This window comes from Hippea sp. KM1 (assembly GCF_000526195.1).
Lineage (GTDB): Bacteria > Campylobacterota_A > Desulfurellia > Desulfurellales > Hippeaceae > Hippea.
Map to the genome: position 1 here is coordinate 1,199,429 of NZ_JAFP01000001.1, position 19,455 is coordinate 1,218,883.

At 44.1% G+C, this 19,455-nt stretch carries 18 protein-coding genes; 1 reads left to right on the forward strand and 17 read right to left on the reverse strand.

Annotation, left to right across the window (positions count from 1 at the left end; all coding sequences use genetic code 11):
• Positions 1 to 2 precede the first annotated feature (2 nt).
• The 9 genes from lptE to D891_RS09540 form a co-directional block, all read right to left on the reverse strand.
• A complete protein-coding gene (gene lptE, locus D891_RS0106105; protein ID WP_025270241.1) occupies positions 3 to 509 on the reverse strand; it encodes an LPS assembly lipoprotein LptE in 507 nt (168 codons plus the stop codon).
• Complete coding sequence (gene leuS, locus D891_RS0106110; RefSeq protein WP_029952082.1) at positions 509 to 2,968, reverse strand: leucine--tRNA ligase; 2,460 nt, start codon at positions 2,966 to 2,968, stop codon at positions 509 to 511. Before leuS ends, lptE begins: the two co-directional genes overlap by 1 nt.
• Entirely contained in the window at positions 2,969 to 4,636 is a 1,668-nt protein-coding gene (gene ilvD / locus D891_RS0106115; RefSeq protein ID WP_025270243.1) for a dihydroxy-acid dehydratase, read from the reverse strand.
• Between the two features lie 47 nt (positions 4,637 to 4,683).
• Positions 4,684 to 5,073 carry an acyl-CoA thioesterase gene (locus D891_RS0106120; protein WP_025270244.1) on the reverse strand — a complete coding sequence of 130 codons (390 nt, stop codon included), beginning with the start codon at positions 5,071 to 5,073 and terminating at the stop codon, positions 4,684 to 4,686.
• Positions 5,066 to 6,244, reverse strand: a complete 1,179-nt coding sequence (locus tag D891_RS0106125; protein ID WP_025270245.1) for a glucose-6-phosphate isomerase — start codon at positions 6,242 to 6,244, stop codon at positions 5,066 to 5,068. The genes D891_RS0106120 and D891_RS0106125 overlap by 8 nt, the downstream gene beginning before the upstream one ends.
• A 4-nt stretch (positions 6,245 to 6,248) precedes the next feature.
• A complete protein-coding gene (locus tag D891_RS0106130; protein WP_025270246.1) occupies positions 6,249 to 7,433 on the reverse strand; it encodes a methyl-accepting chemotaxis protein in 1,185 nt (394 codons plus the stop codon).
• Between the two features lie 3 nt (positions 7,434 to 7,436).
• A complete protein-coding gene (locus tag D891_RS0106135) occupies positions 7,437 to 8,423 on the reverse strand; it encodes a class II fructose-bisphosphate aldolase (protein WP_025270247.1) in 987 nt (328 codons plus the stop codon).
• A gap of 69 nt (positions 8,424 to 8,492) precedes the next feature.
• The gene (locus tag D891_RS0106140) at positions 8,493 to 9,452 is read right to left on the reverse strand and encodes a radical SAM protein (protein WP_025270248.1); all 960 of its coding nucleotides are present in this window, start codon (positions 9,450 to 9,452) and stop codon (positions 8,493 to 8,495) included.
• The gene (locus D891_RS09540; protein WP_198014797.1) at positions 9,453 to 10,232 is read right to left on the reverse strand and encodes a hypothetical protein; all 780 of its coding nucleotides are present in this window, start codon (positions 10,230 to 10,232) and stop codon (positions 9,453 to 9,455) included.
• A gap of 27 nt (positions 10,233 to 10,259) precedes the next feature.
• Between D891_RS09540 and D891_RS0106150 the strand changes: the two genes are divergently transcribed.
• Entirely contained in the window at positions 10,260 to 10,853 is a 594-nt protein-coding gene (locus D891_RS0106150; protein ID WP_156919075.1) for a hypothetical protein, read from the forward strand.
• On the opposite strand, the gene D891_RS0106155 is transcribed toward D891_RS0106150, so the two are convergent.
• From D891_RS0106155 to carB, 8 genes are read right to left on the reverse strand one after another with little or no spacing between them, the layout of a single operon-like run.
• Positions 10,847 to 11,437 (reverse strand): hypothetical protein, encoded by a 591-nt coding sequence (locus D891_RS0106155; protein WP_025270251.1) that lies wholly within the window; start codon positions 11,435 to 11,437, stop codon positions 10,847 to 10,849. The two genes, D891_RS0106150 and D891_RS0106155, sit on opposite strands and share 7 nt — an antisense overlap.
• Positions 11,438 to 11,458: 21 nt before the next feature.
• A complete protein-coding gene (locus D891_RS0106160) occupies positions 11,459 to 11,965 on the reverse strand; it encodes a rubrerythrin family protein (RefSeq protein ID WP_025270252.1) in 507 nt (168 codons plus the stop codon).
• 57 nt (positions 11,966 to 12,022) lie between these two features.
• Positions 12,023 to 13,690 (reverse strand): SPL family radical SAM protein, encoded by a 1,668-nt coding sequence (locus D891_RS0106165; protein ID WP_025270253.1) that lies wholly within the window; start codon positions 13,688 to 13,690, stop codon positions 12,023 to 12,025.
• On the reverse strand, positions 13,659 to 14,192 hold the full coding sequence (locus tag D891_RS0106170) for an outer-membrane lipoprotein carrier protein LolA (RefSeq protein ID WP_025270254.1): 534 nt from the start codon (positions 14,190 to 14,192) through the stop codon (positions 13,659 to 13,661). The genes D891_RS0106165 and D891_RS0106170 overlap by 32 nt, the downstream gene beginning before the upstream one ends.
• On the reverse strand, positions 14,140 to 15,063 hold the full coding sequence (locus tag D891_RS0106175; RefSeq protein WP_025270255.1) for a dihydroorotate dehydrogenase: 924 nt from the start codon (positions 15,061 to 15,063) through the stop codon (positions 14,140 to 14,142). Before D891_RS0106175 ends, D891_RS0106170 begins: the two co-directional genes overlap by 53 nt.
• Entirely contained in the window at positions 15,048 to 15,779 is a 732-nt protein-coding gene (locus tag D891_RS0106180) for a dihydroorotate dehydrogenase electron transfer subunit (protein ID WP_025270256.1), read from the reverse strand. Before D891_RS0106180 ends, D891_RS0106175 begins: the two co-directional genes overlap by 16 nt.
• The gene (greA, locus tag D891_RS0106185; RefSeq protein WP_025270257.1) at positions 15,776 to 16,246 is read right to left on the reverse strand and encodes a transcription elongation factor GreA; all 471 of its coding nucleotides are present in this window, start codon (positions 16,244 to 16,246) and stop codon (positions 15,776 to 15,778) included. The genes D891_RS0106180 and greA overlap by 4 nt, the downstream gene beginning before the upstream one ends.
• Entirely contained in the window at positions 16,239 to 19,445 is a 3,207-nt protein-coding gene (gene carB / locus D891_RS0106190; protein ID WP_025270258.1) for a carbamoyl-phosphate synthase large subunit, read from the reverse strand. Before carB ends, greA begins: the two co-directional genes overlap by 8 nt.
• Positions 19,446 to 19,455 lie beyond the last annotated feature (10 nt).

Below are 19,455 nucleotides of genomic sequence, written 5' to 3' on the forward strand. Positions count from 1 at the left end.
CCTCAAAAACCCACAAACAATAGATCCTTAATCTTGTCGGCCAGATCCTTGATAACCTCTTTGGAGACTTCCCTTCTGGCCTTTTCTGTGGCATCAACGCTGCCTGATGCGTTAAAATCCCTATAGCTGGACACCTCCCTATTATTCAAAAGCTCTTCCCCGTTTTTAGAGATCAGGCTAACTTTAGCATCTATGGTGCACCTGTATCTTGAGCTGAGTCCACTTTCATCATAGGATATAGGCTCAATTACATAGTGCAGTATAGAAACCCTCAATATACCATCTGCCCCATCCTTGCTCTCTACAACAGATACCCTTGAGTCCAAATTCATCGTATTAATCAAATCGCCCTTTAGATATATCTGGAGATTGGGCTGGGTTGTAAGATTAACAACATTATCGATATAGAGCCTTTTTATGCCACCCATCATTGACGAGTTCTGTCCAACAAAGCTATAGGCACACCCATAAACAAAAAGCAGAACAGCCAATAAAACAAATCTCTTCATTATTTCACCACTATATTCAATAGTTTATCCTTAACAAAAATCCTCTTAACTATAGTCTTACCCTCTATGTGCCTTTTTACCTTATTGCTCTGCTTTGCCTTCTCAAAGACCTCATCCTCTTTGATGCCCCTGGGCAGAGTCAATGTATCCCTCAACTTACCATTGACCGTTATGGCTATGGTTATGGTATCCTTGACAGTGGCAGACTCATCGTATTCGGGCCACGGTTCAAACGCTATCAATGTCTCATGTCCGGTTAACTGCCACAGCTCCTCAGCAATATGCGGAACTATGGGGTTGAGCATAACAAGGAGCACCTCAATAGCCTTGGCAAATAGGGCCTTCTCATCCTCACTCTGCGGCTTAAACTCATACAGGAAATTCACAAACTCCATACTTGCGGCAATAGCCGTATTGAAGTGGTAATGCTCAAAATCGTGCGTAATCCTCTTTATGGTGGAGTGTATCATGTAATTTAACTCTTTCAGCCTATCGGTCTTTATCTCAACATCCCTAACCCTCAAATCCCTATGCTCATAAACCAGACGCCAGACCCTGTTTAAAAACCTATAGGCACCCTCAACACCCTCATCAGACCATTCAAGGTCCTTCTCAGGGGGTGCGGCAAACAGGATAAACAGCCTTGCCGTATCGGCTCCGTATTGGTTGATAATATCATCCGGATCAACCACATTGCCCTTGGATTTGCTCATCTTGGCGCCGTCTTTTATAACCATGCCCTGGGTTAGAAGCCTCTTAAACGGCTCCGTTGAGCTGGTATAGCCCAAATCCCTCAAAACCTTCGTAAAATACCTTGCATAGAGCAGATGCATAACGGCATGCTCAATACCGCCAACATACTGGTCAACATCCATCCAGTAATCCGCTTTTTCTCTATCGAAGATGGCCTTGTCGTATTTGGGCGAACAATAGCGCAGAAAATACCATGAAGACTCAACGAATGTATCGAATGTATCGGTCTCCCTTTTTGCATCGGCCCCGCAGACAGGGCATTTGGTATTAACAAACTCATCCACCCTGGCAAGCGGTGAGCCGCCCTCACCCGTAATCTCCACATTCTCAGGCAACCTTACAGGCAGGTTCTCCTCCTTTTCAGGCACTATTCCACAATTGGGACAGTAAATAACGGGAATTGGTGCACCCCAATACCTCTGGCGTGAGACATTCCAATCCCTCAGCCTGTATTGATAGCCAACCCTGGCAAGACCCTTATCCTCAAGCCATTTTACTATCTCCCATTTGGCCTTCTCATTATCCATGCCATCAAATTGAGCCGAATTTACCAATACACCCGGCTCTGTGTATGCCCTATCAAGCTCATCCGGATTATCCGTTAAGCCTTCGGTGGTTATGACGATCTTCTTTTTGAGGCCATACTTTGTGGCAAATTCAAAATCCCTCTGATCATGGGCAGGAACAGCCATAACAACGCCCGTTCCGTAATCCATCAAGACGAAATTTGCAGCATATAGGGGAACCTCCTCCCCTGTGGCCGGATTTATCAGATAAGCCCCCGTAAACACACCCTCTTTTTCTTTGGAGAAATCCCTATCAACCTTCTTAAACTCCTCAACAAACGCCTCAACGGCTTCCTTCTGCTCATCGCTGACCAACTCCATCAGCTTGGGATGGTTCGGGGCTATACTGACAAATGTAACACCAAACAGTGTATCCGGCCTTGTTGTAAATACCTCAAAATACTCATCCTTACCCTTTATTTTAAACCTAACAAAGGCGCCCTTGGATTTTCCTATCCAGTTTTTCTGCTGAATCAGAACCTTCTCTGGCCAACCATCCTTTATGAGTTCCATATCGTCAAGCAGCTGATCGGCATAATCGGTGATCTTTAAGAACCATTCGTCCATCTCCTTCTGAATAACCTCATCGCCGCATCTCCAGCACTTGCCATCCTCAACCTGCTCGTTGGCCAGAACGGTTTTACATGTCGGGCAGTAATTCACCGTGCTCTTTGCACGATAAACCATGCCCCTTTTGAACATCTCTATAAAGACCTTCTGCTCCCATTTGTAATAATTCGCATCACAGGTAATAACGAGCCTGTCCCAATCGTATGAAAAGCCAAGCCTTTTGAGTTCTTTAATCATGTAATCGATGTTGGAATATGTCCATTTAGCAGGATGGGTTTTGTTGCTGATTGCTGCATTCTCAGCAGGCATTCCAAATGCATCAAAACCCATAGGATGCAAAACATTATACCCCTGGGCAAATTTATACCTGGCTATGGCATCACCTATGGAGTAATTCCTGACATGCCCCATATGGATCCTGCCCGAAGGATAGGGGAACATCTCAAGCTGATAGAACTTGGGTTTTTTGTCAAAATCCTTAGCCTTAAAAACCCCCTTCTCTTCCCAAACCCTCTGCCATTTTGTCTCTATCTCAGCCGGGTTGTACTTCTTCAACGCCTCAACCTCCATTTAGTATTCTAAAACAGCCCCTTTGCTTGCAGGCCCAACCATCTTGGCATACCTTGCAAGCCAACCCTCTCTAATCTTGGGTGGTTTGGGCTTAAAGTTCTTCTTCCTTTCTTGAATTGCCTTATCATCAACAAGGAGATTCATCTTCTTATTCTCAACATCAAACTCTATCTTATCGCCCTCCTCAATCAATCCTATCAAACCGCCCCTTGCAGCCTCAGGCGATATATGGCCCACAGAAAGACCCCTCGTTGCCCCTGAGAATCTTCCGTCTGTAATCAAGGCCACATCCTTGTCAAGACCCATTCCTGCTATGGCGCTTGTGGGCTGCAACATCTCCTTCATTCCAGGCCCTCCAGCAGGCCCCTCATACCTGATAACCACAACATCGCCCTTGTTTATCTGCTTTCCAAATATAGCCTTTAGCGCCTCTTCTTCTGAGTCAAACACCCTGGCTCTTCCAACAAACCTGTTCATGGATGTATCAACACCGGACTGCTTCAGCACAGCACCATCGGGTGCTAAATTGCCTTTTAAGATTGTAAGACCGCCCCTCGGGTAATACGGCTTATCCAACGGCCTTATAACCTCATCCCTATAAACCCTTGCATCCTTATAGCTCTCATAAATCGTCTTGCCGCTTACCGTTATGCAGTCGTGATTCAAAAGTCCCAAAGGCTCAAGCCTATTTAGAAGCGCCATCATACCGCCTGCTTCATCTAAATCCTGTAAATGATACGGACCAACCGGAGAAAATGCACACAGATCAGGCACCTTATCCGTAAATCTATCAAAATCATCCAGCGTCAAATCGACCTTTGCCTCCTGTGCTATGGCCAAAAGGTGAAGCACCGTATTTGTTGAGCAGCCCATAGCCATATCGGCAATAATGGCGTTATGGAACGCCTCTTTTGTCATTATATCCCTGGGTCTTATACCCCTGTTTACAAGCTCAACTATCTTCATTCCGGCAATTTTTGCAAGCCTGACCCTTGCAGCCATAGGGGCAGGAATTGTGCCGTTTCCAGGCAAAGAAAGGCCCAAAACCTCGCTGATGCAGTTTATCGAGTTTGCCGAATACATGCCCGAGCACGAACCACAAGAAGGACACCCAACATCCTCTATCTGCTTTAGCTCTTCTTCGGTTATCTGGCCGCTTAAATATTTACCCACACCCTCAAATACCTGGGCCAGATCTATATCGGTGCCGTTGTATCTGCCGGCAAGCATTGGACCGCCGGAGATCATGATCGTCGGTATATTGACCCTTGCAGCAGCCATCATCATGCCGGGCACAATCTTATCGCATGCCGGCAAGATCACAAGACCATCAACTGGGTGCGCATTGACCATCGTTTCCACAGAATCGGCTATAAGCTCACGCGAGGGCAGCGAATAGTGCATACCCAAATGCCCCATCGCTATACCGTCATCAACGCCTATCACATTGAACTCTATAGGTGTGCCACCGGCCATGTATATGCCGTATTTAACAGCCTCAACGAGCTGTTGCATATGCACATGTCCCGGCACTATCGTATTATATGAATTGGCTATGGCTATTATCGGCCTGTTTAGCTCAATATCGGTATAACCGTCGGCTTTAAATAAAGACCTATGCGGCGCCCTCTCTGGCCCCCTTAACATCACATCACTTCTTCTTGCCATCTTAAAGCCCCCCTTAAAAATTAGAACAATTATTATTAAATTCTAATCTATGTCAACAATTTGGATACACAATCGGGCAGTTTTACTATTCTGCTATCCGTATCAACCGCAACAGACAGTATCTCAGCCTCGGCCCTAAGCTCATCATTTACCTTTACCTGAAAGTAAAGCTCTATACTAGCCTTCTTTATCCTTTTAACCTCAACAAAGACCAAGGCCTCCTCACCAAGCCTTAAGCTCTTTATGTAATTGGCCTTAACCTCTTTTACTATCAGATAAACCCCCTCATAGTGAAGCCTAAACAGATCACATCCTTTCTTTAGAAAAAACTCCTGCTTTGCCCTCTCATAAAGCTTAAGATAATTAGCATAATAGACAACACCGCCGGCATCTGTATCATCATAGTAAATCTTGGTTTTGTAAGCCAACTCAGCCATTCTTCAATGCCTCTTTTGTATATCTTTTGCCCAGCTCAACGCCGGGCTGGTTAAACGGATCAACGCCCAAAACCTCACCCGCCTTGGCCGTTGCTATCATCAAACCCATCAACAGCCCGCCAAGGGCAAACTCATCATTCCTTTTAAGCCTCAAATGGGCAACATCCACACCGCTTTCCTTAAGGGCCCTCATCGTTGAATTCTTCTCTATCTCCATTATTTGAGATAGGGTTTTGCCCTTTAGATAGTCAAACCCGTAATCGTCTTCTATCTCAAAATCGCACCTGCTTGGTGCATCAATAAAGACTATGGCCTTATCTTTAGGGCCTTCCTGATACAGTTGCAACTGCGAATGCTGATCGGTCACACCCAACGCATTAATGGGGGTTTGCCCCTTTGAGTCCTTGCCCAAACTTTCAGCCCACAATTGCCTAAACCAATCGACTATGCCGAACAGATAGTCCTTATAGGCAAACATAACCAGCATATTTTTACTATCCTGATATGCACCTATAGCAAAATTGACAAAATCGTTGGGAAAATCCCAGCCGTTTCTGTATGCCCTGACCGCAGTTTTTGCCCCTTCTATAAAGGCGTCTATGTCAAAACCAAAGAAAGCCAGACCAACAAGACCAACAGGGCTAAAGACCGAATACCTGCCGCCGACCTCATCGGGTATAAAGAACAACTCTATACCCTCTTTGGCTCCCACCTCATACAAAAACCCCTTGTTGGATGTTGTAAAGGCAATCTGCTCAGGCTTCAGCCTCTTTTTAAGCACAAAGAACTCTGCAAGCGTCTCTATGGTTGAACCGCTTTTTGACACCACATGAAAGAAGGTTTTATCTATATCCAAAGACAAAACCCTCTCGATGCGGCACGGGTCGATGTTATCAAGGCTCAAAAATCGCTCCATAACGCCCCTTTTATCTAAAAAACGCAAAGAGGCCTCAAGGGGTAAGGCAGACCCACCGATACCCACCTGAACAAAGCTTTCATACCTATCCCTTATGCCTTTAGAAAACTCCAATATCCTTTCTTTCTGCCCTTTTACACACAGGCTCCTTATGAAGCCGTAATGGGCAAGGTATTTAAGCTCAAAGTCGTGCTTTTTGGTGTATTCAAAATCCAGTATATCCTCCATCATACCAACTTCTTTTGCTTTCCTCATAAGCCTAAACCCTAAACTCCTCTATATGCGCCTTCAACGAGCGCACCTCTCTCATCAATTCATCCATTCTATCGCCAATACGCTTAACTAAATCCCCATTCTCCTTTATTATGCCCATATTCTCTATGTTTGAACCAACAACATCCACAACACTGGATAACTCCTCAATGTCCTTAAAAAAGGACATCAGCTCATCATACACCCTGTTCATCTCATCGTGCAGGCCCCTGGTCTTGTTTATCAGAATTTCACTATCCCTTTTGCTTTCCTCTGTCTTTAGGCTTATGCGGTTAATATCCTCATAGAACCCCTCGGCCATGCCAACGAGTTCCTTTATAACATCGCCTATCTTCTTTGTCGAGGAGTGTGTATCCTCCGCCAATTTTCTAACCTCATCGGCAACAACGGCAAAGCCTCGCCCAGCTTCTCCTGCTCTTGCTGCCTCAATGGCCGCATTTAGGGCCAATAGATTCGTCTGATTGGCTATCTCATCTATCACGCCAACGGTCTTTGCCACAACATCCACTATGCCCCTTAGCTGCTCTATGGAGGATTTCATCTCCCTGAAGGAATCAGAAAACCTGTTTATCGTATTTAGATTGCCCTCAATTAAACCAAAGCTCTCATTAAAGGCTTCATTTGAATTCTCTAAGCTCTCCCTGACCGAGGATAGCTTCTCCTCAAGTCCACTGTAAAGCCCCTTTAAAGAATCCATTGCTTCTTTAACATCGATGAGATGCCTTTCTGCCTTATCGGACAACTCCTTTACGCCCCTTGTGCCGCTATCCACAGAGGATGACAGCTCACTCAATGACTGAGCCAAGCCCTTGGTCTTTACTATAACACCACTCAAAGCATCCAGCGCCTTGTTGAAGTTACGGGCAAGCATACCTATCTCATCCTCTGAGTTGAGCAAATCCTCATTCTCTATCCTATCCTTCAAATCGCCGCTTTCTATGTTCTTGGCTATAAAGGCTATCCTCTCTAACTGCTTCAAAATGGTTATCTTTGTAATGTAAAACCCACTTAAGCCCACAACTACACCGGCTGCTATGCAAGAGATGTCAAAAACTACAGAATAGCCCTTATTCACCTTGACAAAAAGAGAGGCAAAGATGGGGAATATAACCCCCATCGCAATCCCAAAGGTCAACATATAAATAAGTAATTTCTTCCTAAAGCTTCCCATAAATCACACCCTGTTTGCGCTTCCCAATACCTCTTTATTCTTCCTCATATACATCTTTATCAACTCTTCCCTTGCAGGCCCCAAATACTTCCTTGGGTCAAACTCCTTAGGCTGCGTCCAGAGAATCTCCCTGACCTTTGCCGTCATAGCAAGCCTTCCGTCTGAATCTATGTTTATCTTGCACACTGCGCTCCTTGCCGCCCTTCTTAGCTGATCCTCCGGCACACCGACAGCACCACCCAAATCACCGCCGTATTTATTTATCATCTCAACATACTCCTGCAATACGCTCGAAGCCCCGTGCAACACTATCGGAAAGCCCGGAATCCTCTTCTCTATCTCCTCCAAAATATCGAATCTCAATGGTGGTGGCTGTTCACCGGGCTTAACCTTAAATTTATAGGCTCCATGGCTTGTTCCTATGGCAATGGCAAGCGAGTCAACGCCTGTCCTTTTTACAAAATCCTCAACATCATCCGGATTTGTATAAATACTCTTTTCAGCCTGGACATCCTCCTCAATTCCAGCTAAAACGCCAAGCTCGCCCTCGACACTAACATCGTATTTATGGGCATATTCAACGACCCTGGCCGTGATTTCAACATTCTCCTCATAGGGCAGATGACTCCCATCAATCATAACGGATGAAAAGCCCATCTCTATGCAGCTTTTGCACAATTCAAAGCTATCACCGTGGTCTAAATGCAGGGCTATTGGAATCTCCTTTAAGTTGTTCTCCTTAGCAATCTCCTTCATAAGCTCAACGGCACCCTGGGCCATCCACCTCAAAAGCGTCTGGTTGGCATACTTCCTTGCACCCTTTGAAACCTGCAGAATCACGGGGGATTGGGTCAATGTGCATGCGGTAATAATGGCCTGCAGCTGTTCCATATTATTGAAGTTGTATGCAGGCACGGCATAGCCCTTCTCCATAGCATCCTTGAACATTTCTTTAGTATTTACAAAACCCAACTCCTTGTAGCTTACCATAGCACCCCTCCTTAAAGGTTTACTTATCTTCAAGTTATAATGGAAAAACGCCTTTTGTTCAACAAAAATCTAATCCTCTAAACCAATGCCGGCTATTCTTGCCATGCTTCCTGTAATAAAATCCTTGCCGCCATAGCTGTATTCAAAGGCCTTACCCTCTCTTGAGAAACGCTGCAGGATATCCTCAAGCTCATCCTCACCAATACCAAAGATCTTCATCAGCTCCGCCCTTGAACACGGCCTTATGTTTATAAGCTTTAGGATGGCCTTCTCCTTGTCCTCCTCGAAGGCATCATTCTCCTTATCGAAACCGCCAATCACCTCAACATCGCAGGCTATCCCTTTTTTTATCCTATCCGCTATCGCCTGCAAAGATTCAAAATCCACCTTCTCTGCCCAGGGCAGCGTTGGGGGTCTGTCCACCGTTCCTATCTGCACCCTATTGGGAGCAATCATGCTAATGGCATCTATAAGGGAGTCTATGTTCCTTTTGTTGTCGTTCACACCCTTTACAAGCAGTATCTCAAGCCAGACCTCACCCCTAAATGAATGCGTAAAATCAGCTATGCCGTGTATGATCTTAGTCAAATCCAACGACGGATGGGGTCTGTTTATCCTTAAAAAGCTATCACCCTCTGCTGCATCCAGACTCGGTATAACAACATCTGCGTTATAGAGATCTGATTTCACATCATCCCTCCACATCAGACTCCCATTGGTCAGAACGGCCGTTTTATAACCAAACCCCTTAACAAACCTGATCAGATCGCCTATATCTGCATTCAGGGTCGGCTCCCCGCTGCCTGAGAAGGTAACAAAGTCTATCTTGCCTATCCTGGATATGTTCTCTTCAAATTCCCTTTTTATTGCATCAACATCAAAGAAGCTCTTTCTCTCTATGGTAAGCTCTGTGGTCTTACCCACCTCGCAGTATATACACCTATAGCTGCACACCTTAAACGGTATAATGTTTATACCCAGACTCAAACCCAGCCGCCTTGACGGAACAGGCCCAAACAAGAAATCCATCTATAATCCTCCCAAAAAAACCTTACTTACAAGTTCTATAGGGACAAACTCAAAATACACATTCAAAACCTCAACAGGCAAAGCCGTTATCTCCTCTTTAGGCATGCTCACTATTTTATAAATCCTCCTCAGCTGGTTGTTTAGAAATTTAAATCTATTGGCAACCACATAGAACGGTATTGAATGTTCTTTAGATAAAAGCGCAAGATAATAGCTGCCAATTTTATTAACAATGCCATCATCAAAGACAGCATCGGCCCCAACCAAGAAGGCGTCTATCCTATCCACAACAAGAGAATAGGCAACATCCTCAAACAGCACAACATCCATACCAGCCCTTTTCAGCTTATCTGCCAAAATCTCGCCCTCCTTAGCAGGATGAGAAACAGAAAGAAAAACCCTTTCAGGCTTAAGCCTCTCTATTAAGGCAAAAACGCTATGGGAGAATGAAATGGTGGCTATGTTTTTTAAGCCCTTAAGTTCTCTGTATGCCTGATTTATGGACAACTCTTCGGCCTCATCAAGCCTTTTTAGAAGCAGCGCTAAACTCTTGCAATCCCTGCTTTTCAAAACCTCATTGCCGATGTTTATCACCACACTCATAGAGGGCTGCCCATCCATTACACCCTCAACCAGCGGTCTAAAATCAAAACTGCCACACAACTCAATGCAACACTTAAGCATCCTTTTTGCTATACTAAAGGAGGAGGAAACCCTATCAACCGCCAGATCTTTTAAAACCTCAATGCAATCCATGAAAGCTATTTTAACCTTTGACATACAAAAAGCAAAGGTTATTATGGAAGCATGATGGAGTTGTGCCTGCATGAGGCTTTAAAGCTAAACGACTGTCCCGTATGCCACTGTATAAAAAAGGAGTTTGATGAATATATGAAGTGGTTTAAAATAGAGGGTTATAAGGAGCCTTCTGTCTGTAAGTCCATACAAGAGGCAGGATACATATGCGACAGGCACAAAAGCATCCTTAAGGATATGGGGGAATACCTAAACAATACATTCGATTTCATACTGCCAATAGATTTAGAGGCGTTTAAAAGCCCAAAATCCATAAAGAAAATGGCAAAACACCTCATGTGCAAATTCTGCTTGGAAGAGGAGCGTATAGAAAAGCTATCCATCATGCAGCTATGCAAGATAGTGGCATCAAAAAAAGGCCTATCGATTTACATGAACTCATCGGCAAACCTATGCAAAAGACACCTTATCCTAACGATAGATCAGCTAAAAGACAGCTCTGCAGCCGAAGCCATACTCAATAAATACAAAAAGAGGCTTTCTCAAACCATTGAGGCGTTAGAGGCATACTTTAACTCGCTCGATTACAACTCAGCCGAGAAGAAAAACAAAAGGGCCTTCCAAGAGGCCCTAAAACTTTACTGAAATAGATCGACTATCGATCCAATGTCGAAGTTCTCCATAAAATCAACCACTTCCTCATAATCCATGTTCTCAAAATTAACACCCATAACGGCGTTGGGCGCCCTGTTTTTTACATCATCTGTAAGCGGTATAACTATACTCCCGCTGTGCTCCTTCTTTCTATAGTTGAAACCTGCCCTGAAACCGTTAATGGTTGTAAAACCTCCAAGCTCCTTATCGTTATCCACCTTAACCTCCTGTGCAAACGGAGCCCATGAGGATTGAGCCATTATACCGTTGAAGATTATTATCGTTATGACCTTATCGCCATCCCTGTATTCCTTTTCGACCTTTACCATATCCCCGGCAGGTGTGCCGCTCATCTTAAGCTTATCACACTCACCAGACTTCCATCCATCAACATCCACCAAATACTCACACAGCTTCGATGGATCTGGTGCAGGAACATCGGCCGTCTGAGACTTCTGAGTGCCTATACCGCCCAAGATCTTGCCAATCTCTGTATTCTCATAACCCCCGACTGCAAATGCCACACCCAACAATAGAAAGAAAAACAGAGAACTCAGCAAACCAACCCTTCTCATAAAACCCTCCTTACTTTTATTTTAAAATTCAACAAATTTATCTGCGGGCACACCACAAACGGGACATTTATCAAAATCTAAATCGCCAATAGCCGTATAGCCACAGACGGGGCAGACATAGACCTTGTCAACCTCCTTGTCCTTATTGTTCTCAACATCCTTCAGCGCATCGTTATACATCTCCTCATGAACCTTCTCAGCCTCCAGGGCATAGTGGATATACCTTTCTGCTAACTTCTCCCCCTGCAGTTTTGCTATTGCATCATAGGCGGGATACATCTCGTTTATCTCAAAGTTTTCGCCGCCTGCAGCCTCCTTTAGGTTCTCCTTGGTGGTGCCTATCAAACCCAACGCCTTTGCGTGGTTTGTTGCATGCACCTGTTCAGCATAGGCAATCGCCTTAAAAAGCTTGGCAATGCCCGGATAACCCTCTTTCTCTGCAACCTCACTGAATGCAAGATACTTCATATGAGCCATAGACTCACCGGCAAATGCATCCAACAGCGCCTTTTTTGTCATCTGTCTCATCTTTTTCACCTCCAGATTGTTTTATATAATAAATTTTACACCAATATTCACCTAAGGTCAACCTTCCATGTTCACATAGAACCTATCCAGCTTGGCCTTAAAAAAATCCAAAGCCTTTTCTCTTGCCTTATAGGGATAGCGATACATGCCGTTCTCATACACAAGACCCCTCAAAACCGCAGCAGATTTTTCAAGCATAGCCTTGTAATCGTTCTTATCAAACCTTAAGAACCCTATCTCAACGGAATGGAGGTTTTTTATACCCTTAACAAAATCAATCAGCTTACCGTAATCCTCAAGATACTCCACAATTACAGGATCAAACCTGATGCCAATCAAAAAACCGGCATCATCCAATCTTTTTATAGCCTTCATTCTTGCTTCTATGCTCGGTGTAAACGCCTCATATCTGTCATACACCCTATCGGGAGAAATAGAAAAGGCAAATATAACATTACCCGAGGGTTTTAGCTCAAAAAACGGTTTTAAATATGTGGATTTTGTTCTAATCTCTAAGAAGACACCGCTTTCTAAGGATGAGAAAAATTCGGCTATCTTCACATAAAAATCGCTAAAAACACTCAATGCCACAGGGTCGGAAAAGCTGCCGGCATAGAAATACAAAGGCCTTCTTTTATCCCTTTCAATTGTCTTCAAGATAGATTCAATGTAATCCTCATGATTCAAAAACACCACGGGGTTAAAGCTTCTAAAATACCCCTTCAAAAAACAGTATGAGCAGTCATATATGCAATTGTATGAGCCAAGCAGTGAATAACCATAGCCATTCTCTGGCGTATAATTATCGGGCGTCTTCCTTAGAAACTCCCCCTTCTTGTTTGCAAATATCAAACCAGACCTATCCTTCAGGTTGTGAAAATAAGACACATAGTCATCAATATAGACAACCCTTTTCGAATTTAGCGGTATTTTTATCCTGGATGTATCGACTCCCTTCTCAACAAAAACTATTCCCGTTTTTAACGGTTTGGCCTCTTTTTGCGTATTGTTTATTGCTATCTTTTTATAAAGCATCTGACGAAAGCTAAAGCTTAAGCGTTTCTTTTTAATAAGCCTCTCTATGCCGCTTAAAATTCCAACATCCAGAATACCCGTATGCCTGAAGATCTCAGAAAGCATCAGGTTCTGCTCTATCCTATTAAGCCTGTCAACCAGATCCTTAAGCTTCTCAACATCATAGTTAAAACAGCCCTTTTTTAGCCTTGCAATACCGTCTTCTGTATTTCTATCACTGATAACCTTCAGTATTAGGCCAAATGAGTTCGAAATACTTACAGCCTTTGCAAAGAAATAGGCCTCCCTATCCACGCAGTCTGCAAAAAGACTTAAGTATTCGTTGTCAAAATTGAATCCATCAAGCAGCGTAAGGCCATTAACACAACTAAAACCATAAACCCTTGTAAGCTCAACAGGATTAAAAATAGCTCTATTGCTTTTATCAAGAAGCTTCACCCTATTAACAAAAACAAACTGCCCAACATCCAAATTGCAAACACTGCCTGCAAACCCAAACAACAAGACTATACCAACATCGTATCTTTCTAAGAGCTGAGAAACCTTAAAACCCAAAGACAGACCGCCCCTGCCGTGGTTAACAAAGACGGCTAAATTATCATATCGATATAACTCACCTTCCTTCTCAAAGGGAAAGGACTCAAGGAGGGGTCTTATTTCACCTAAATGCTCTGCAGCTATCAGGAGCATAGAATGTATAGATCGTTCTATTTGCGTATATATCGCTTATCGTCAACTCCCTAACGGTTCCATTATCCAATCTAACCACAACCGAGTCGATATTACTCTGGTATTTTGGATAAAGCCTGTAGGTGTTGTTATCAAGCTCTTCTGTCCTAAACAGTTCATTGAGGTCTTTTTTGCCTATAAACATTAAAAAAAGCACCTTCTCAAAACCACTGAGCTTGTAAACCTGGGTCTTGTTGTCCCTGTAATCTATCGCCTTGAAGTTGTCTATAACCAATCTCTCGTTTTTGTAACTAAACATTAGTTTCTCATTCGCTACGATTTTCAGTCTGCCTTTCTTTTCTATGGTTTGCCCACTCATACCGTTTATGGATTTCTGCTCAAAACACAATTCAATATCTTTATGCTTATACACATCAAATATCTGCCTAAGCCCGCCGGCAACGCAGACGCTATTCAGAATGAGCAATACCAACAAGGCTATTGATACTCTCAATGCCCTCATTGATTAAATACTCCTCTATGCCCTTTATGATACTAATCGTTATAGAAGGATCTATAAAGTTTGCCGTTCCAACCTCAACCAAAGAAGCACCTGCCATTATGTATTGCAGGGCAACATCTGCATTGTATATGCCGCCCACACCGATTATGGGGATCTTAACCTTTTTGTATGTCTCATAGACCATCCTGACGCCTATGGGATAGATAGCAGGCCCGCTCAAACCGCCTGTCTTGTTTGCCAAAAACGGTTTTCTGGTCTTTGTATCTATTACCATGCCGGTTATGGTGTTTATAAGGCTCACCGCATCAGCACCGCCTGACTGTGCCGCCTGAGCAATAAATGCAATATCCTCAACATTGGGTGTCAACTTAACAATTACGGGCTTCTTTGTGGCTTTCTTTATAGAGCTTGTAAGCACAAAAACCATATCCGGGTCCTTACCAAATAAGGCACCGCCTGCTGAAACATTTGGGCAGGATACATTGACCTCTATAGCACTAACAAGCCTCTCTTTATCGAGCTTCTCTGCAATCTCAACAAACTCTGCAACCTCTGTGCCGTATATATTGGCTATGATGTGGGTGTTGAGGGAGGCCATTTTTGGAAGCTTCTCCTCAATAAACCTATCCACACCTATATTTTGTAATCCTATCGCATTAAGCATACCACAAGGGGTCTCAACGATCCTCGGCGGCTTGTTGCCCAATTTCTCGACTATACTCAAACCCTTCACAACAAACCCGCCCAGCCTATTCAAATCCAAGAACCTCTCATACTCAAGACCATAACCAAAGGTTCCCGAGGCTGTTAAAACCGGGTTCTTAAATATCAAATTGCCCAATTTAACCGCTAAATTTACAGAGCCTGCCATTGTATCTCCTCAAAATCAAAAACAGGTCCATCAACGCAGACCTTTTTGTATCTATTGTCTGATGTTTGAACAACACAACCCAAACACACACCTATGCCACATGCCATCCTCGATTCAAGCGAAACCTGCATAGACGAATTCTTCTCAAAACACAAAAATGCAAGCCTCTTTAACATCAGCGTCGGCCCGCAAGCATAGACAAGTGTATTCTCATCAAGCGCACCCTCAACCATATCCACAACATTGCCCTTAAAGCCGAAACTGCCATCCATTGTTGCTATGTTTCCATTCCTTGTGAATATCTCATCAGAGCTATTGAAACCAAAATAGGCATCACACTCTATCCTGTAAGTCTCCTCTATGGTTTTTTTCAGATACAGAAGCGGGGCAACGCCTATGCCTCCACCAACAAGCAAAAGCCTCTTTGTCGAATTTATACTAAAGCCCTTCCCCAAAGGGCCTAAGGCATCAACAAACTCTCCGGGCTTTTTGGTGGTTAAGATCTTCGTGCCCTCACCTACAACCCTATAGATAAACTCAAGATAATCACCAAAATCCGCTACGCTAAACGGCCTCCTCAATAAAGGAAAAGGATAAGCATTGATCTTAACCATAAAAAACTGCCCCGGCTCAACATCAAACAGGGCCGGATTCTCCAACTTCAGGGAATAGGTGTTCTTTGCAACCTCTACATTCTCAACTATCTTTAGTCTCACTTTATCTCCTCTATCTCAAATCTTCTAACCCCTGCAGGCACCTTAACCTCAACCTCGTCCCCCTCCTGTTTTCCTAAAAGCGACCTGGCTATGGGGCTGTTTACGGAGATCTTCCCGTTTTCGGGATCGGACTCATCCTCACCCACAATCATGTATTCAATCTCCTCGTCGTTATCTATATCGTAAAGTATAACCCTGCAGCCGAAATTCACCCTATCCTTGGGAACCGTCGCAGGATCAACAACCTGAGCATTGTTTATCTTCCTTGAAAGCTCAGAAATCCTGTTTTCTATTAAGGCGTGCTTCTCCTTTGCTGCATGGTATTCGGCATTCTCGCTCAAATCACCCTTAGCCCTTGCCTCTTCTATCTCCTTTATAATCGCAGGCCTCTGGTTCTTTTGCAGATCCTCCATCTCCTCAAGCAATCTTTTATAACCCTCAGGTGTAATAAGCATCTTCTCAGCCATCTGTCCCACCCCTTCTGTAATAATCCTGAATCGGCACAACATCGAGTTTCTTGCCCTTAGCAATAGCTTCAATCGCCCTAACAGCCGCAATTGCACCAGAAATCGTCGTGCAGTAAGGTATATTCATAACTAAAGCCGTTCTCCTGATATAGAACGAATCGGTCCTTGAGCGCTTGCCCGATGGTGTATTTATCAAGAAATGTATGTTATTGTTCTTCATCTTGTCAAGGATATTGGGTCTTCCCTCACTGAGCTTCTTCACATACTTAACATCAACCCCCTCTTTTTTCAGATACTCATATGTGCCCCTTGTGCAGAAAATATCAAATCCAAGCTCAAGCAGTTTAGAGGCTATGATAACCCCTTGAGGTTTATCCCTGTCAGACAACGACATAAACACATTGCCGCTTTGGGGTAATCTCATGCCGCTTGCCAGAAGTGCCTTGTAATAGGCGATAGGGAACTCATCCGCTATACCCATAACCTCGCCTGTTGAGCGCATCTCAGGCCCAAGCGTAATATCAACATTGGGAAACTTAACAAACGGGAAAACCGATTCCTTTACGGCGTAATACTTAGGCTCAACCTCCTTTATGCCCAACTCCCTTATCTTTTTACCCATTATGAGCTGTGTTGCGATCTTCGCCCAATGAACACCCGTGGCTTTGCTTACAAAAGGCACCGTTCTTGATGCCCTCGGATTGACCTCCAATATGTAAACCCTGTCATTCTTAACGGCAAACTGTATGTTTATAAGGCCCTTAACATTCAATTCCTTTGCCAAAAGCCTCGTCTGTCTTTTTATCTCGTTTACAATCTCTTTCTTTAGGGTTCTCGGTGGAATAGAACAGGCAGAATCACCCGAATGGATACCGGCAGCCTCTATATGTTCCATAACGGCGGCTACAACCGTATCCTCACCGTCGCTTACAGCATCCACATCCACCTCGATGGCATCCTCTAAGAACTTATCAACAAGCAGAGGTCGCTCACCGCTAACCTCAACCGCCTCATCTACATACTGCTTCAGCTGCTCCTCGTTGAATATTATCATCATAGCCCTGCCACCAAGCACATAAGACGGCCTGACCAGCACAGGATAACCCACCCTTGCAGCAACCGCTATGGCCTCCTCCTTTGAATGGGCTATGCCGCTTTCTGGCTGCAAGAGCTTCAATTTATTTATCAACTCCCTGAAAAGCTCCCTATCTTCTGCTATATCGATACTCTTTGGGTCTGTACCTAATATCTTAACACCGGCGTTTTTAAGTGGAAGCGAAAGCTTTAAAGGGGTCTGTCCGCCAAATTGAACAATCACGCCTTCTGGCTTCTCGTTTTCTATGATGTTCATTACATCCTCAAATACCAGGGGTTCAAAGTATAATCGATTTGATATATCATAATCCGTTGAGACGGTCTCTGGGTTGCAATTTACCATTATCGACTCATACCCCTCATTTCTCAACTCCAACGAACCGTGAACGCATGTGTAATCAAACTCAATGCCCTGCCCGATCCTATTCGGCCCACTGCCCAAAATCATAACCTTCTTGTTGTTTGACGGTATAGATTCGTTCTCATCCTCATATGTGGAGTAAAAATAGGGAGTGTAAGCCTCAAATTCGGCAGAGCAGGTATCCACCATCTTATACACATTTATGCAGCCGTTTGTTTTCCTTAAATCCCTAACCTCAAGCTCGCTCTTACCCGTTATGCTTGCAAGATAGGAGTCGGAGAAACCATACTGCTTGAGCGTTTTGATTTCTTTATGGATTATGTCGGGGTTTCTTTTTAATTCCTCCTCCTTTTCTACAATCTGCTTGATATTGTGCAAAAACCACCTATCTATGTATGTAAGTTCATATATGTAATCTACATCATATCCCCTTCTGAAGGCCTCGGCCACATACAAGAACCGCTTTGAGTTGGGGTGTATTAGCTTATGTCTTAACTCATCGTCGCTGCAGTCTATTCCAACAAAACCGTCCCAATTATACTCCAAAGAGCGTATGGCCTTTTGAAATGCCTCCTTGAAGGTTCTGCCTATAGCCATAACCTCGCCAACGCTCTTCATCTGCGTGCCAAGTTCATCTGGGGTATTGAATTTTTCAAAGGTAAATCGCGGTATCTTAACAACAACATAGTCCAAAACAGGCTCAAAACTTGCCGGGGTCTTCTTTGTTATGTCGTTTGGAATCTCATCAAGCGTATAACCCACACTCAACAGGGCTGCAAACTTTGCTATAGGGAAACCCGTCGCCTTACTTGCCAAAGCCGAAGAACGCGATACCCTGGGGTTCATCTCAATAACAACAAATTCACCATTCTCCGGATTGACGGCAAACTGTATATTCGACCCACCCGTCTCAACACCAATCTTCCTTATTATATCGATAGCAGCATCCCTTAAAATCTGATACTCCTTATCGGTCAAGGTTTGAGCAGGTGCAACCGTTATTGAATCACCCGTATGGACACCCATGGGGTCAAAGTTCTCTATGGAACAGATGATAAATACATTGTCCTTTTTATCACGCATAACCTCAAGCTCAAACTCCTTCCACCCTAAAACGGACTGCTCTATCAACACCTCATTTACAGGGCTCTGCTCAAGACCCCACTTAACAACCTCCTCAAACTCCTCTTTGTTGTAAGCAACGCCGGCCCCTGTCCCACCAAGTGTAAACGAAGGTCTTATAATAACAGGAAAGTGGATCTGGTTTACTATCTCCCAGGCCTCCTTTAAGTTGTGGGCCACACCGGATGCAGGCACCTTCAGGCCTATCTCATCCATAGCTTTCTTGAAAAGCTCCCTATCCTCAGCCCTCTCTATGGTCTGGGCGTTTGCACCGATTAGCTCAACGCCGTATTTATCTAAAATCTTTGCCTTATACAGATCCATAGCTGCATTGAGGGCCGTCTGACCGCCGAGTGTCGGCAGTATGGCATCGGGCCTCTCCTTTTCGATTATCTTCTCCAAAAAATCGACCGTTATGGGCTCAATATAGGTTCTATCTGCCAACATGGGATCTGTCATGATGGTGGCAGGGTTGGAGTTAACCAAAACTATCTCATACCCCTCGTTCTTCAAAGCCTTGCAGGCCTGGGTGCCTGAATAATCAAACTCACAAGCCTGACCAATTACGATAGGCCCTGAGCCTATTATCATGATCTTCTTCAAATCCGTTCTTTTAGGCATACACAATACC